The organism is Stenotrophomonas sp. Ker107b (assembly GCF_053847245.1).
In genome coordinates, this window is the sequence record NZ_JBSPHX010000001.1 from 584,213 (window position 1) to 598,124 (window position 13,912).

The 13,912-nt window shown below is 66.9% G+C and carries 13 protein-coding genes; 7 read left to right on the forward strand and 6 right to left on the reverse strand.

Annotation, left to right across the window (positions count from 1 at the left end; genetic code table 11):
* Nucleotides 1-189: 189 nt before the first annotated feature.
* Nucleotides 190-1,476, reverse strand: coding sequence for an NAD(P)/FAD-dependent oxidoreductase (locus ACWV8V_RS02795; RefSeq protein ID WP_455898896.1), 1,287 nt, complete (start codon nt 1,474-1,476; stop codon nt 190-192).
* 195 nt (nt 1,477-1,671) lie between these two features.
* On the opposite strand from ACWV8V_RS02795, the gene ACWV8V_RS02800 reads away from it, so the two are divergent.
* The 7 genes from ACWV8V_RS02800 to ACWV8V_RS02830 all read left to right on the forward strand — a co-directional run bounded on the left by ACWV8V_RS02800 (nt 1,672) and on the right by ACWV8V_RS02830 (nt 9,129).
* Entirely contained in the window at nt 1,672-2,052 is a 381-nt protein-coding gene (locus tag ACWV8V_RS02800; RefSeq protein WP_455898897.1) for a gamma-glutamyl-gamma-aminobutyrate hydrolase family protein, read from the forward strand.
* Complete coding sequence (locus ACWV8V_RS02805; RefSeq protein WP_121041625.1) at nt 2,049-3,446, forward strand: glutamine synthetase family protein; 1,398 nt, start codon at nt 2,049-2,051, stop codon at nt 3,444-3,446. Before ACWV8V_RS02800 ends, ACWV8V_RS02805 begins: the two co-directional genes overlap by 4 nt.
* 130 nt (nt 3,447-3,576) lie before the next feature.
* Nucleotides 3,577-4,683: a polyamine ABC transporter substrate-binding protein gene (locus ACWV8V_RS02810; protein ID WP_455898898.1), complete on the forward strand. Its 1,107-nt coding sequence runs from the start codon at nt 3,577-3,579 to the stop codon at nt 4,681-4,683.
* 122 nt (nt 4,684-4,805) lie between these two features.
* A complete protein-coding gene (locus tag ACWV8V_RS02815; protein ID WP_070426989.1) occupies nt 4,806-5,939 on the forward strand; it encodes an ABC transporter ATP-binding protein in 1,134 nt (377 codons plus the stop codon).
* Nucleotides 5,936-6,847 carry an ABC transporter permease subunit gene (locus ACWV8V_RS02820; protein ID WP_259260210.1) on the forward strand — a complete coding sequence of 304 codons (912 nt, stop codon included), beginning with the start codon at nt 5,936-5,938 and terminating at the stop codon, nt 6,845-6,847. Before ACWV8V_RS02815 ends, ACWV8V_RS02820 begins: the two co-directional genes overlap by 4 nt.
* Nucleotides 6,844-7,689 (forward strand): ABC transporter permease subunit, encoded by an 846-nt coding sequence (locus ACWV8V_RS02825; RefSeq protein ID WP_121041633.1) that lies wholly within the window; start codon nt 6,844-6,846, stop codon nt 7,687-7,689. Before ACWV8V_RS02820 ends, ACWV8V_RS02825 begins: the two co-directional genes overlap by 4 nt.
* Nucleotides 7,690-7,764: 75 nt before the next feature.
* Nucleotides 7,765-9,129, forward strand: a complete 1,365-nt coding sequence (locus ACWV8V_RS02830) for an NAD-dependent succinate-semialdehyde dehydrogenase (RefSeq protein WP_455898899.1) — start codon at nt 7,765-7,767, stop codon at nt 9,127-9,129.
* A 168-nt stretch (nt 9,130-9,297) separates the two neighbouring features.
* On the opposite strand, the gene ACWV8V_RS02835 is transcribed toward ACWV8V_RS02830, so the two are convergent.
* From ACWV8V_RS02835 to ACWV8V_RS02855, 5 genes are all read right to left on the reverse strand, one after another.
* Nucleotides 9,298-10,296 (reverse strand): magnesium and cobalt transport protein CorA, encoded by a 999-nt coding sequence (locus ACWV8V_RS02835; protein ID WP_455898900.1) that lies wholly within the window; start codon nt 10,294-10,296, stop codon nt 9,298-9,300.
* 15 nt (nt 10,297-10,311) lie between these two features.
* Nucleotides 10,312-11,571, reverse strand: coding sequence for a lipoprotein N-acyltransferase Lnb domain-containing protein (locus tag ACWV8V_RS02840; protein ID WP_455898901.1), 1,260 nt, complete (start codon nt 11,569-11,571; stop codon nt 10,312-10,314).
* An 8-nt stretch (nt 11,572-11,579) separates the two neighbouring features.
* Complete coding sequence (locus ACWV8V_RS02845) at nt 11,580-12,461, reverse strand: HlyC/CorC family transporter (protein ID WP_455898902.1); 882 nt, start codon at nt 12,459-12,461, stop codon at nt 11,580-11,582.
* 65 nt (nt 12,462-12,526) lie between these two features.
* A complete protein-coding gene (locus tag ACWV8V_RS02850; protein ID WP_455898903.1) occupies nt 12,527-13,135 on the reverse strand; it encodes a hypothetical protein in 609 nt (202 codons plus the stop codon).
* 82 nt (nt 13,136-13,217) lie between these two features.
* Entirely contained in the window at nt 13,218-13,904 is a 687-nt protein-coding gene (locus tag ACWV8V_RS02855; protein ID WP_455898904.1) for a hypothetical protein, read from the reverse strand.
* Between the last annotated feature and the right edge of the window lie 8 nt (nt 13,905-13,912).

Genomic DNA, 13,912 nt, shown 5'->3' on the forward strand with positions numbered 1-13,912 from the left:
GCTGGGACAGTATCCGCAGACTCCGGCGTATGCAATCGCACGGGTAACGAGGTGGTTTGCTCCCACGCCAACCGTCAAATGAGCGACGCGCCAGCCATCACTGTGAAATAGTGATGTTCATCTCGTTTTTGTGGCTGACCTTGGCCCACTACCTGCTTTCGGTCGTCGGGATGGTTGTTGCAGCGCGAGTTACCACAACGCGTCCCGCAGTTTGTACCAGGACATCGCCGCCACCAGCAGCGGGGTCCGCAGCATGCGCCCGCCGGGGAACGGCCGGTGCGGAATGCGTTCGAATACATCCAGGCGCTCCGCCTGGCCGGCGATGGCTTCGGCCAGCACTTGGCCCGCCAGGCCCGCCGCGGCAACACCGTGGCCCGAGAAGCCCTGCGCGAAATAGACATTCGGGGTCAGCCGGCCCCAGTGCGGGGCGCGATTGCGGGTAATGTCCACGTAGCCGCCCCAGACGTACTCCAGCTCCACATCGGCCAGCTGCGGGAACACCGCGCGCATGCGCCGGGTCATCACACCGCGCAGGCCAGGCGGGGGCAGGGCGGAGTAGCTGGCTTGGCCGCCGAAGAGCAGGCGGTGGTCGCGGCTGAGGCGGAAGTAGTCCAGTGCCCAACTGACGTCGGCCACGGCCATGTCGTTACGGATCAGCGATTGCGCCCGTGCTTGCCCAAGGACCGCACTGGCACCGATATAGGTGCCGACCGGCATGATCCGCGATTCCAGCTCCGGCGCGATGCCCTCCAGCCAGGCATTGCCGGCGATCACCACGTGGTCGGCGCTGACCGTGCCGTGTGCGGTACGCAGCTGCGGCCGGGGCCCGCGGATCAGCTGCAGGACCGGCGACTGCTCGTGGATCACCGCGCCGGCCGCCTCCGCGGCACGGGCCAGCCCCTGCGCGTAGGCCAGCGGATGCAGATGGCCGCTGTGGGGATCGAACATCGCCCCGCGATAGCGGGGGCTGTCCAGCTGCCCGCGCAGCTGCGTGCGGTCCCACCATTGCAGCGGATAGTCGTAGCGCTGGGCCAGATCGATCAGCCCGGCGCGCAGCATGCGCTCCTGGCGCGGTTTGATCGGCACGCTGGCGTGGCCGTCGCGCCAATCGCAGTCGATCTGATGCCGGGCGATGCGGTCGCGCAGCAGGCGCATGCCGTCGCGCGAAAACTCGAACAGCGCCCTCGCGTCCTCGGCGCCGACCAGATGTTCGAGCGTGTCCACTTCGCAGCCATAGCCGACGATGGCCTGGCCCCCGTTGCGACCGGAGGCGCCCCAGCCGACCCGGTTGGCCTCCAGCAGCACGACGCGATAGCCACGCTCGGCCAGGGGCAGTGCGGCGGAAAGGCCGGTGTACCCGGCGCCGAGCACGCAGATGTCGGCGGTCGTGTCACCGGTCAGTGGCTGGCGCAGAGCGACCGCTGGCACGCTGTCGGCATACCAGCTGGGCGCATGCGCTTCGCCGGCAGCGGTCATGCCGGGCACCGGCAGAGGGAGGGGAGGACAACAATCATGGACAGAGCATGCCAGCAACCGGCGCGCGGGACAGGGGGCAGTCTGTCGCAGCGACTGCCGCCTGCGTGTGAGGGGCACGCGCGGCCGATGTGGCGCCGTGTTGCGCGACGTCTGCGCGGAGGGGTAACGTGGCTGCAGGTCATCCGAGCATGACGCATGGTCCCGCCCCCTTGGGTCGGTCTGCCCACCGACAGCACGATGCTGGGCCATCACCGCTTTGCGGCGGCGGGTGAAAAGTACATTCATGCGCTGGTCGAGGCGGCCGGTGTCACCCCGGTGCTGCTGCCCAGTCTGCCGCCGCCGTTGCCGGCAGCGCCTTGGTTGGACCGCCTGCAGGGCCTCCTGCTGACCGGGGCGGTGAGCAACATCGAACCGCATGGCCTGATCGAAGCCGCCCGCAGCACCGCGCATCGTTTCGTGCTCGGCGTGCAGTGGCATCCGGAGTGGCGGGTGGCCGACAATCCGTTCTATCACAGCATTTTTCACGCTTTCGGCGATGCTTGTCGCCGCAACTCTCTTACAGCAGACCGGTCATGACCACCCGAACGCGTTCGCGCAAAGCCGCCGCCCCCAAGCCTGTTCCCCAGGAGAGCACGCTGCTGCGCTGGCTCAAGGACCGGCGCATTACCGAGGTGGAGTGCCTGGTGCCGGACATCACCGGCAACGCGCGCGGCAAGATCATTCCGGCCGACAAGTTCTCGCACGATTACGGCACGCGCCTGCCAGAGGGGATATTCGCCACCACGGTCACCGGCGAATTCCCGGACGACTACTACGAGCTGACCTCACCGTCGGATTCGGACATGATCCTGCGCCCGGATGCCGACACCGTCCGCATGGTGCCCTGGGCGACCGATCCGACCGCGCAGGTCATCCATGACTGTTTCACCAAAACCGGCGAGCCGCATGAGCTGGCCCCGCGCAATGTGCTGCGGCGCGTCCTCAATGCCTACGCCGAACTGGGCCTGCGCCCGGTGGTGGCACCGGAGCTGGAGTTCTTCCTGGTCCAGAAGAACACGGATCCGGACTTCCCGCTGCTGCCCCCGGCCGGCCGCTCCGGGCGTCCTGAAACCGCGCGCCAGTCGTACTCGATCGATGCGGTCAACGAGTTCGATCCGATCCTCGATCTGATGTACGACTACTGCGATGCGATGAAGCTGGACGTGGATACGCTGATCCATGAATCCGGCGCGGCGCAGCTGGAGGTCAACTTCACCCACGCCAATGCGATGGATCTGGCCGACCAGGTGTTCCTGTTCAAGCGCACCATGCGTGAGTCGGCGATGCGCCACGGCATCTACGCCACCTTCCTGGCCAAGCCGATGGAGAACGAGCCGGGCAGTGCGATGCACATCCACCAGAGCCTGCTGCGGATCAGCGACGGCAGCAATGTGTTCACCGGTGAGCACGGCGGCGAGGATTTCAGCCCGTTGTTCGGGCATTACCTGGCCGGTCTGCAGAAGTACGTGCCGGCGGCGATGGCGTTCTTTGCGCCGAACGTGAACTCCTACCGCCGGCTGATGTTCGGCGAGGTCTCCCCGAGCAACGTGCACTGGGGCTTCGACAACCGCACCTGCGGCCTGCGCGTGCCGCTGGATACGCCGGAGAACATGCGGGTGGAAAGCCGGTTCGCCGGCTCCGATGCCAATCCCTATCTGGCGATCGCCGCGACCCTGGCGGCCGGGCTGCTCGGCATCCGCGAGCAGGGCTCCCCGACTGCGCCGATCAGCGGCAGCGCCAAGGAGCTCGGTTATGACCTGCCACGCTCGCTCGGTGAGGCGCTGGACGGGCTGGAAGCCTGCCCGGAACTGCGCGAGATGCTGGGCGAGCGCTTCTGCCGTGCCTATGTGTCGGTCAAGCGCAAGGAATACGAGACCTTCTTCCGGGTGATCAGCTCCTGGGAGCGCGAGTTCCTGCTGCTCAACGTCTGACCCCGGGCGCCACGCCCGGCGTGGCCGTGAGGGCCATGTGTGGGAAAATGAGGGCATGCCCGGTAGGCTGGCACCCGTTGTGCCGGTCCGGCCGGTTCCCCCAACTCGCACCTGACCTGTGGAGAGTCCGATGAAGCTGCGAATCCTCACCCTCGGCATTGCCGTATCCGTGCTGACCGCCTGTGGCGGCGGTGACAAGCAGGACGACGCCAAGGTGCTGAACGTCTACAACTACAGCGATTACATCGCCGAAGACACCCTCCCGAACTTCGAAAAGGCCACCGGCACCAAGGTGACCTACGACGTGTTCGACAGCGATGAGATGGTGGAGACAAAGCTGCTGGCCGGCAACAGCGGCTACGACGTGGTCGTGCCGACGCTGAACTTCTTCGGGCGCCAGATCAAGGCCGGTGTGTTCCTGCCGCTGGACAAGAGCAAGATCCCGAACCTGGCCAATCTCGACCCGAGCGTGATGCAGCGCATCGCACAGCAGGACCCGGGCAACGAATACGGTGTGCCGTACATGATCGGCACCACCGGCATCGGCTACAACGTGGAGCTGCTCAAGCAGCGCTTTGGTGGCAGCACCGACATCGCCAACAGCTGGGATCTGATCTTCAAGCCCGAAAACATCGCCAAGATGAAGGACTGCGGGATCACGATCCTGGATACGCCTTCGGACATGATCCCGATCGCGCTGCATTACCTGGGCGAAGATCCGCACAGCCAGGACCCGGCCACGCTGGAGAAGGCCGCCGCGCTGCTCAAGACCATCCGCCCGTACGTGCAGAACTTCCACTCCTCGCAGTACGTAGGCTCGCTGGCCAACGGCGGTACCTGCCTGGTGGTGGGCTGGTCCGGTGACATCATCCAGGCCCGCGACCGCGCGGCCGAGGCGTCCAACGGCGTGACCGTGGCGTACTCGATCCCGCGCGAAGGCGCCCCGCAGTGGTTCGACATGCTGGCCATCCCCAAGGATGCCAAGCACCCGGAGGCGGCCTACGCCTTCATCAACTACCTGCTGGAGCCGAAGGTCGCCGCGGCCAACACCAACTTCATCCACTACGCCAACCCGGTGACCACGGCCACGCCGCTGGTGGACGAGGCGATCCGCACCGACCCGACCATCTACCCGCCGACCGATGTGGCGGCGAAGATGTTCACTTACTCGATCAACACGCCCGAGGTGGACAAGCTCTACACCCGGCTGTGGACCGAGGTGAAAACCGGGCGCTGACCGCCTCTGCGACGCCGGCCTCGTGCCGGCGTCGTCGTTTCAGGGGGTAGGACATGACGCGGCCACCACCGGTAAAATGGCATTCTCCCCCCGTCCCGCCGCCGCTCCCGGAGCCGCTGACCATGCCATTTGAAGCCAAGCCGGAAGGCGCGGTGCTCCCGGTCCTGGAACCGGGCTACCTGTCCATCCGCGCGCTGCGCAAGGAGTTCGACGGCTTCGTCGCGCTCGACGACGTCACCCTGGACGTGCGCAAGGGCGAGATCTTCGCCCTGCTCGGTGGCTCGGGCAGCGGCAAATCGACGCTGCTGCGCTGCCTGGGCGGCTTCGAGACCCCCACCCAGGGCACCATCGATCTGGACGGCCAGCGCATCAACGCACTGCCCCCGTACCAGCGCCCGATCAACATGATGTTCCAGTCCTATGCGCTGTTCCCGCACATGACGGTGGAGCAGAACATCGCCTTCGGCCTCAAGCAGGACGGCATGGCGCGCGATGCGATCAACCGCCGGGTCGGCGAAATGCTGGAGCTGGTGCAGCTGGGCAAGCTGGCCAAGCGCAAGCCGCATCAGCTCTCTGGTGGCCAGCAGCAGCGCGTCGCGCTGGCGCGGTCGCTGGCCAAGGGGCCGAAACTGCTGTTGCTGGACGAGCCGATGGGCGCGCTGGACAAGAAGCTGCGCTCGCAGATGCAGCTGGAGTTGGTCAATATCATCGAGACCACCGGGGTGACCTGCGTGATGGTCACCCACGATCAGGAAGAAGCCATGACCATGGCGACCCGGATCGCGGTCATGGATGCTGGCTGGATCCAGCAGGTCGGCAAGCCGGATGAAATCTACGAGCAGCCGGCCAACCGCTTCGTGGCCGAGTTCATCGGCTCGGTGAACCTGTTCGATGGCGTGCTCGATGAGGACCTGCCCGAGTACGTCACCGTGCGCACGCCACTGTTCCCCGCACCGATCTACGTCGCCCACGGCATCACCGGTTACGAAGGCCAACCGGTGGCGTTCGCGCTGCGCCCGGAGAAGGTGATGATCGGCAAGGACGAGCCGGCCGGGGACACCAACAAGGCCCAGGGCGTGATCGAGGAGATCGCCTACTTCGGCAGCCACTCGGTATTCCATGTGCGCCTGCCGAGCGGGGCCAAGGTGCTGTCCAACTTCGCCAATTCGCAGCGCTGGGCCAGCGATGGCCTGACCTGGGGTGACACCGTCTGGGTGCACTGGCGCGACAACGATGGCGTGGTGCTGACCTCATGACCGCGACCGGCTGGAAGCGCTGGCTCCCGGGCACGCGCGCCGGCGTGATCGCCGCGCCGTACCTGTGGCTGCTGCTGTTCTTCGCGGTGCCGTTCGTGATCATCCTGATGATCTCCTTCGCGCGCACCCAGGTCGGCTCGCCGCCGTACACCTGGCTGCTGGAGTACGTGGATGGCGCCTTCTCGCTCAAGCTCAACCTCGGCAGCTACGCGGCCCTGGTCAAGGACAACCAGTACGCGCTGGCGTACCTGAGCTCGATCAAGATCGCGGTCATCTCGACCCTGCTCACGCTGCTGATCGGCTACCCGATGGCCTACGTGATCTCGCGGATGAGCCCGGCCGCGCGCAACGTGGCGATGATGCTGGTGGTGCTGCCCTCGTGGACCTCCTTCCTGATCCGCGTGTATGCCTGGATCGGCATCCTGGACCGCAACGGCCTGCTCAACCAGCTGCTGCTCAAGCTCGGCCTGATCGATGCGCCGCTGCAGATCCTGTACACCCCGACCGCCGCCTACATCGGCATCGTGTACTGCTACCTGCCGTTCATGGTGCTGCCGCTGTACGCCAATCTGGTCAAGCTGGACAACCGCCTGCTCGAAGCCGCCTACGACCTCGGCGCCAAGCCGTGGCAGGCCTTCGTGCGGATCACACTGCCGCTCTCGCGCACCGGCATCATCGCCGGCTGCATGCTCGTGATGATCCCGGCCGTGGGTGAGTTCGTGATTCCGGAAATGCTCGGCGGGCCGGATACGTTGATGATCGGCCGCGTGCTGTGGGGCGAGTTCTTCAACAACCGTGACTGGCCCACGGCCTCGGCGGTGGCGATCGTGATGCTGGCCCTGCTGCTGGTGCCGATCCTGCTGTTCAACCGCATGCAGCAGCGCGAGCTGGAAGGAAAGCTGGCATGAGCATGGTGCGCAGCAACCGCTGGCTGGGCTGGAGCCTGCTCGGGCTGGGCTTCGCCTTCCTGTACCTGCCGATCCTGTTGTTGATGGTGTACTCGTTCAACGCCTCCAAGCTGGCCACGGTATGGTCGGGCTTCTCCACGCGCTGGTACGGCGAGCTGTTCAACAACCGGCAGATCCTGGATGCGCTGTGGATCAGCCTCAAGGTCGCGTTCTGGACGGCCTGCGCGGCCACCGTGCTCGGCACGATGGCGGCGATGGTGATGACCCGCATGCGCCGCTTCCCGGGCAAGACCGTGTTCGGTGCGTTGATCACCGCGCCGCTGGTGATGCCCGAAGTGATCCTGGGCTTCTCGCTGATGACCCTGCTGGTGGCGATGGGCGGCATTCCCGGTTTCCCCAGCCGCGGCGTGACCAGCATCTGGATCGCGCATGTCACTTTCACCCTGTCCTTCGTGACGGTGGTGGTGTCCTCGCGCCTGCAGGAGCTGGACCGCTCGCTGGAAGAGGCCGCGATGGACCTCGGCGCGAGCCGATTGAAGGTGTTCTTCCAGATCACCCTGCCGATCATCGCCCCGGCGCTGGTGGCCGGCTGGCTGCTGGCGTTCACGCTGTCGCTGGATGACGTGGTGATCGCCAGCTTCGTGGCCGGCCCGAACTCGACCACCCTGCCGATGAAGGTGTTCTCCTCCGTGCGGATGGGCATCAAGCCGGAGATCAATGCCTTGGCCACCTTGATGGTGCTGGCGGTGTCTATCGCGGCGGTGGTGGGCTGGTACATCACCTCCCGCGCCGAGAAACGCCGCCAGCGCGACATGCAGATGGCGCTGCAGGACCCCAGCTGAACGTCATCCCGATCCGGCAACATCCGGATCACGGGGCCGGGCGCACACTGCGGGTCTGACTTTTGGAGACCCGCGATGACCGCTGACATCATCAATCCCGCGACCGGCCAGGTCACGTATCGCCATGAACTGCTCACCGCCACGGAGGTCGAGCAGCGCCTGGCCGCTGCCGCCGAGGCGTTCCCGGCCTGGTCAGCGCGTTCGCTGCAGGAGCGCGGGGCGATCCTGCGCGCCATCGCGGCCCAACTGCGCCAGCGCAGGGGTGACATCCAGCAGGCGATGACCACCGAGATGGGCAAGCTCAAGGGGGAAGCGCTGGGCGAGATCGACAAATGCGCCGAGGCCTGCGAGTTCTATGCCGACCACGCGGCCGATTATCTGAAGCCGCAGCTGATCGACACCGAGGCCCAGCGCAGCTACGTGCGCTACGAGCCGATCGGCTGCGTGTTTGCGGTGATGCCATGGAACTTCCCGATCTGGCAGGTGTTCCGTTTCCTCGCGCCCGCGTTCATGGCCGGCAATGTGGCCCTGCTCAAGCACGCCAGCAACGTGCCGCAATGCGCTGACCTGATCCTGGCGGTGTGCCGCGATGGCGGCCTGCCCGAGGGCGTGTTCGATGTGCTGCACATCGACAACGACCAGGCCGCCGAGGTGCTGCGCGACAAGCGGGTCAAGGCGGTCACGCTGACCGGCAGCGAGCGCGCCGGGCGGTCGATTGCGGCCAATGCCGGTGACCAGCTCAAGAAGTGCGTGATGGAACTGGGCGGCAGCGATGCCTTCGTCGTGCTGGACGATGCCGATCTCGACAAGACGGTGGCCGCAGCGGTGAAGTCGCGCTTCGACAACAGTGGCCAGACGTGCATCGCGGCCAAGCGTTTCATCGTGGTCGATGCGATCGCCGATGCGTTCGTGGAGAAGTTCGTCGCCGCCGCCGGCAAGCGCGTCTACGGCGATCCGCAGGACGAGAAGACCACGCTCGCGCCGATGGCGCGCGCGGACCTGCGCGACGAGCTGCACAAGCAGGTGCAGGACAGCATCGCCAAGGGCGCCACGCTGCTGCTCGGCGGTGAGCCGGTGGCCGGCTCGCACGCGGGTTACCCGGCCACCATCCTGGACAACGTGACGCCCGGCATGCCGGCCTATGACGAAGAACTGTTCGGCCCGGCCGCCGCGATCCTGCGCGTCAGCGACGACGCCGAAGCGCTGCGCGTGGCCAATGACACCACCTTCGGCCTGGGGGGCAGCGTGTGGACGAGCGATGCGGCGCGCGGCGAAGCCATCGCCCAGCAGCTTGAGTGCGGTGCCGCCTTCGTCAACGCCATCGTCAAAAGCGACGTACGCCTCCCCTTCGGCGGCAGCAAGCGCTCCGGCTTCGGTCGTGAGCTGGCCGAGCATGGCATCCATGAGTTCATGAACATCAAGACCGTTTACGTGGCCTGATGCCATGAACCGGGTAGTGCCGGCCGCTGGCCGGCTCACGCCCATGCCCCGGACGGCCGCGAACATCAGATGAGGGTCATGCCACCGGAGGAGCCGGCCAGCGGCCGGCACTACCCACCGTCGTGGCCAGCCGTCGCCCGCCGTAGCGAGCAACGGTCCTACCTACACCTACAACCAGCGCGCGCGCTTGAACAAGCGGTACAGCCCCACGCACACCGCACCCACGCCGATGATCATCGCCGGGTAAGCCCACGGCTTGTCCAGCTCGGGCATGTGGGTGAAGTTCATGCCGTACCAGCTGGTGATCAAGGTCGGGGCGGCCAGCAGCGCCGCCCAGGCGCCCAGGCGCTTCACCGTCTCACCCTGGGCCAGGGTCACCAGCGACAGGTTCACGCTCAGCGCGGTCCCCAGCATCTCGCGCAGGGTATCGATCACATCGCTGATCCGCACCGCGTGGTCATGCACGTCGCGCAGATACAGCTTCACTTCGTCCGGCACCAGGTCACCCTGGTAACGCTTGATCTGCGAGAGCATGTCCTGCAGCGGCGCGACCGCCATGCGCATTTTGTTGAGTTCGCGCTTGAGCTCGTACAGCCGCACCACGGTGTGGCGCTTGTAGTTGTCGGAGAAGATGTCCTTCTCCAGCAGCTCCAGCGTGTCGCGGTAGCGCTGGGTGATCGGCAGGTAGTTGTCGACCACGAAATCCAGCACCGCATACAGGCAGTACGACGGGCCCATCGTGCGCAGCAGCTCCGGCTCGCGCTCCACGCGGGCGCGCGGCGCGGCGTAGGACAACGAGGCGCCATGGCGCACCGTGACCAGGAAGCGCGGCCCGAGGAAGGCGTGCGTCTCGCCGTACTGGATGCGCTCGTCCACCATCTGCGCGGTGGTCACCACCACGAACAGCGAGTTGCCGTAGGCCTCGACCTTGGGCCGTTGATGGGCGTTGCGCGCGTCTTCGATGGCCAGCGAATGCAGGCCGAATTCTTCCTGCAGCTTCAGCAGCACGCTGTCCTGGGGTTCGTACAGCCCCACCCACACGAAGCCGTTGTCGCTGGCGATCACATCGCTGATCGCATCCAGGCTGATGTCGTGGCGTTTGCCCTGGTCATCGTAGTGAACGCAGTTGATGACGCAGGCGGGGTTTTCAGGTGTGACGGTCTCCATGGCGGGCATCGTGCGTCAGCGGCCCGTGACGGGCAGGTCACGGCGGCCCAGCACCCATGCCAGCGCTACGTGGATGGGCAGCAACAGCACGATCCACTGCAGGTTGTACTGCGCCTGCAAGGTCAGCCAATGCAGCACCAGCCCGAGCAGCGACACGCCGACGACCGCCCACAGCACGATCCGGAACCACGCGCGCGGCGCGCGGCCGCGCAGCAGGGTGATCGCAGCGGGAACGAGCAGCAGGCACAGCGGCGAGAGCTGCAGCAGGTTGCGGTTGGCCCAGGCAGCCTGGTGCGCACTGAAGCCCCACAGGTAGGTCAGCAGGGCGCCACCCATGCCGCAGAACAGCCAGAACGGCAGTGCCAGGCCACCCAGCAGGCGGCGTCGGCGGCGCAGTGCAACCACACCCGCAGCGGCGATCAGGCCGCACAGCAGCCACGGCCACCAGCTGCGCGGGGACTCGGTCGGCTCCGGGGCGATCCGGTGCGGCAGCAGTTCCTGCTCGGCCTGCACCAGCGGGCGGCCTTCGCTGTTGCGCACCTGGCGCAGCGCATCGGCCAGGCGCATCGGCACGAACGCTTCCTGCCAGCGCGACAGCGGCTGGTCGGCGAACGGGCCCAGACCGATATCGAAGCCCAGCCACATCCACGGCGAAGGCGAGGCCAGGCGCACCGATTCACTGCGGTAGGTGTTGCCGCGCGAGCGCCCGGAGAGCTGCGAATGCAGCCCGCCGCCCAACGCGCCATCGATCGCATCGCGGACCATGGTGGCGCAGTTGGCGGTGTAGTAATCGTAGTGATAACGCGCGTTCTCGGGCTTGGCGCGCTCGGCCAGTGACGCGGCCAGGGTGCGCGCCTGCGCGGGCGTCAGGTCCAGCCACTGCACGCTCGCACCGCGGCCGCTCTCCTGGTAGTACGACAGGTCCTGCCCGAGCGGCAGCGCGACCAGGTAATACATCATGTCGCCGCGCACGAAGTTGCCGATGAAATCGGACTCGCTCGGGTCGAAGTAACCGAAGTTGTAGGAGGTGGCGTCGCCGGTGACCGGATCAACCACCACCAGCGCGTCATGCCCGAAGCGCTCGAAGAAGATCTCGCCCGGCTGCATGGTGACGACGCCGATGCGCGGTGCATCGGCGACGGTGGACGTGGGCGCATCAACAGCGGGCGCGGCATCCTGCGCGGCCAGCGCCCCGAAGGGCAGGCTGGCCATCGCAAGCAGCGACAACACGAACAACAGGCGGCACAGCGACCACCGATTCAAAGGGGGCCGCATGGCGTGGGTCAATCCTCGTTGTGGGTGTCGGGCGGCAGCACGGTCACATGGAACGCCTGCACACGGCGGGCATCGGCACGCGCCACCCGGAACACGAAGCGGTCCAGGGTGAGTTCGTCGCCGGTTTCCGGCAGGTGCCCGATCGCTTCGGTGACCAGGCCACCGATGGTGTCGTAATCGTCGTCGGGGAACGTCGCGCCGAAGCGCTCGTTGAAATCCTCGATCGCGGTCAACGCATCGACCACGTACTGGCCGTCGGCCTGGATCGCGATCTGCGAGGTGTGGTCCTCGGCCTCGTCGTGCTCGTCGTCGATCTCGCCGACGATCTGTTCCAGCACGTCTTCGATGGTGACCAGGCCGGCGACACCGCCGTACTCATCGACCACGATGGCCATGTGGTTGCGCGAGAGCCGGAACTCCTTCAGCAGCACGTTGAGCTTCTTGGCTTCGGGGATCAGTACCGCCGGGCGCAGCAGCTCACGGATGTTGGCCGGCCCGTTGTCGGCGACCACGCCGCGCAGCAGGTCCTTGGCCAGCAGGATGCCGAGGATGTCGTCTTTGTTGTCGCCGTGCACCGGGAAGCGCGAATGGCCGGATTCGACCACCTGCTTCATCAGTTCAAGGAAGGCGGCTTCGACCGGCAGGGAGACCATCTGCGAGCGCGAGATCATCACGTCGCCGACGGTGAGCTCGGCCACCGAAATGGCGCCTTCCATCATCCGCAGCGTGTCAGCGGCAATGAGGCCGTCTTCGTGCGCGGTGTGCAGGACCGCCACCAGCTCGTCGCGGGTGTGGGGTTCGCCGGAGAAGGCAGCGGTCAGGCGTTCGAGCCAGCTGCGCTTCTTTTCATTGTGCTCCTGGGTGGAGCTACTACTGTCGTCTTCAGACATCTCTGGAAAAAAAGGCACCCGGCGTGCCGGGCGTTGGATTTAGTCTATCAGGATGCGGGCGCCTGTCAGCGCCCTGCCGAGGGCGGATTCACGCCCGGCAAGGGGGTGGGGGCGGCGCCCGGCGGCGGGGTGTCTTCCTCCGGCGGCAGGTCCAGGCTGTAGGTACAGCCGGCCAGGGTCTTGCCGGGGTGGGTCTTGACCGTGGACAGGCTCAGGATCACCGATTCGATCAGGGCCTCGCCGGTACGCGGGTCGGTGACGTCGCGGCTGACCAGCTCGCGCCCGGCCATGAATTTCTCCGGCGTATCCACGCCGTCCTCCAGCGCCAGGCGCTTGGCCAGCGGACGCGGGTCGGCCAAGTCCAGGATGGCCATGATGCTGGCCCCGGCCACCGTGATGTACTCGGCGCGCTCGCCGAACACCGTGATCGGGGCGGCCAGGCGGAACTCGGTCATGAACGGGTTGATCTGCGGCAGCGGTTGCAGGCCGTTGGCGACCGCCTTGAGCGGGTCGGCCACCACCGGGGCGACCGCATCGTAGTCACCAACGCTCTGGCGGCATTCGATCAGGGCGGTCAGATCCAGCGGACGTGCAGGGGCGTCGGCAAAGGCAGGGGCGGGCAGCAGGCCCAGCAGGCCCAGCAGGCCAAGGCAGGCAAGTCGCAACGGGGTCATCGAAGCAGATCCATCAACGGGGGCGTGCAGCGCACGGACACGGTGACGATCATAGCGGGCGCCGGTCGGCCGTGGCAGGGTGTCACCGGCGGCGGAACAGCCAGCGCAGGGTGGTGGTGAAGGTGACCACGGCGATTCCGGCCGCCCACAGCACCAGTGCAGCGGCGCCCAGATGCAGCGCGCCCGGTCCGTCGGCGGAGGCCACCAGCAGCGCGCGCCCGAATACCAAGGCAAACGCCGCGGCAAGGACGAACAGCAGCGCGACCTGCACCGGCCGTGCGTGGAAGGTCGATGACTGTGCCGGCGAGGCCCCATCGCGACGTGACCAGCGGTACAGCGTGCGCCAGCCCAGCGGGGCCGCCAGCGCGGCCGCAAGTCCCGACCAGATCACCACGCTCAAGCCGGCCGCGCTGAGGGTCGCTTCGCCAGAACCGGCCAGCAGACGAGGCAGGATCAGGCCCGCCAGCACGCAGGTCAGGATGCCCACTACGAACACCCCGGCGGCCAGGCCGGACAGCCGCCCGGCCCACGCCGCAGACAGGGGCGCGCGCTGCTGCCGCGCCGCCCACCAGCTTCGCGCGGGCGCCAACGAGAGCGCTGCGATGACGGCAGACAGCCCGAGCATGCCCAGCTGCAGTGCGCCGGGGTCACCGCCGGCCGGCGTCAGCGCGGTGAGGCCGGGGGCTCCGATCGCGGTGTACAAAAACCCCACCCAGGACACTGCAAGCAGCACGGGGCCCAGTGCGGAACGACGATCAGGAATCGGCATGGCGGCAT

Bases quoted from the DNA above. Each gene is read 5' to 3' on its own strand.
- ACWV8V_RS02805 (WP_121041625.1), top strand. From the start codon at position 2,049: ATGACCACCCGAACGCGTTCGCGCAAAGCCGCCGCCCCCAAGCCTGTT.
- ACWV8V_RS02830 (WP_455898899.1), top strand. From the start codon at position 7,765: ATGACCGCTGACATCATCAATCCCGCGACCGGCCAGGTCACGTATCGC.
- ACWV8V_RS02810 (WP_455898898.1), top strand. From the start codon at position 3,577: ATGAAGCTGCGAATCCTCACCCTCGGCATTGCCGTATCCGTGCTGACC.
- ACWV8V_RS02825 (WP_121041633.1), top strand. From the start codon at position 6,844: ATGAGCATGGTGCGCAGCAACCGCTGGCTGGGCTGGAGCCTGCTCGGG.
- ACWV8V_RS02835 (WP_455898900.1), bottom strand. From the start codon at position 10,296: ATGGAGACCGTCACACCTGAAAACCCCGCCTGCGTCATCAACTGCGTT.
- ACWV8V_RS02855 (WP_455898904.1), bottom strand. From the start codon at position 13,904: ATGCCGATTCCTGATCGTCGTTCCGCACTGGGCCCCGTGCTGCTTGCA.
- ACWV8V_RS02815 (WP_070426989.1), top strand. From the start codon at position 4,806: ATGCCATTTGAAGCCAAGCCGGAAGGCGCGGTGCTCCCGGTCCTGGAA.
- ACWV8V_RS02795 (WP_455898896.1), bottom strand. From the start codon at position 1,476: ATGACCGCTGCCGGCGAAGCGCATGCGCCCAGCTGGTATGCCGACAGC.
- ACWV8V_RS02820 (WP_259260210.1), top strand. From the start codon at position 5,936: ATGACCGCGACCGGCTGGAAGCGCTGGCTCCCGGGCACGCGCGCCGGC.
- ACWV8V_RS02850 (WP_455898903.1), bottom strand. From the start codon at position 13,135: ATGACCCCGTTGCGACTTGCCTGCCTTGGCCTGCTGGGCCTGCTGGGC.
- ACWV8V_RS02840 (WP_455898901.1), bottom strand. From the start codon at position 11,571: ATGCGGCCCCCTTTGAATCGGTGGTCGCTGTGCCGCCTGTTGTTCGTG.
- ACWV8V_RS02800 (WP_455898897.1), top strand. From the start codon at position 1,672: ATGGTCCCGCCCCCTTGGGTCGGTCTGCCCACCGACAGCACGATGCTG.
- ACWV8V_RS02845 (WP_455898902.1), bottom strand. From the start codon at position 12,461: ATGTCTGAAGACGACAGTAGTAGCTCCACCCAGGAGCACAATGAAAAG.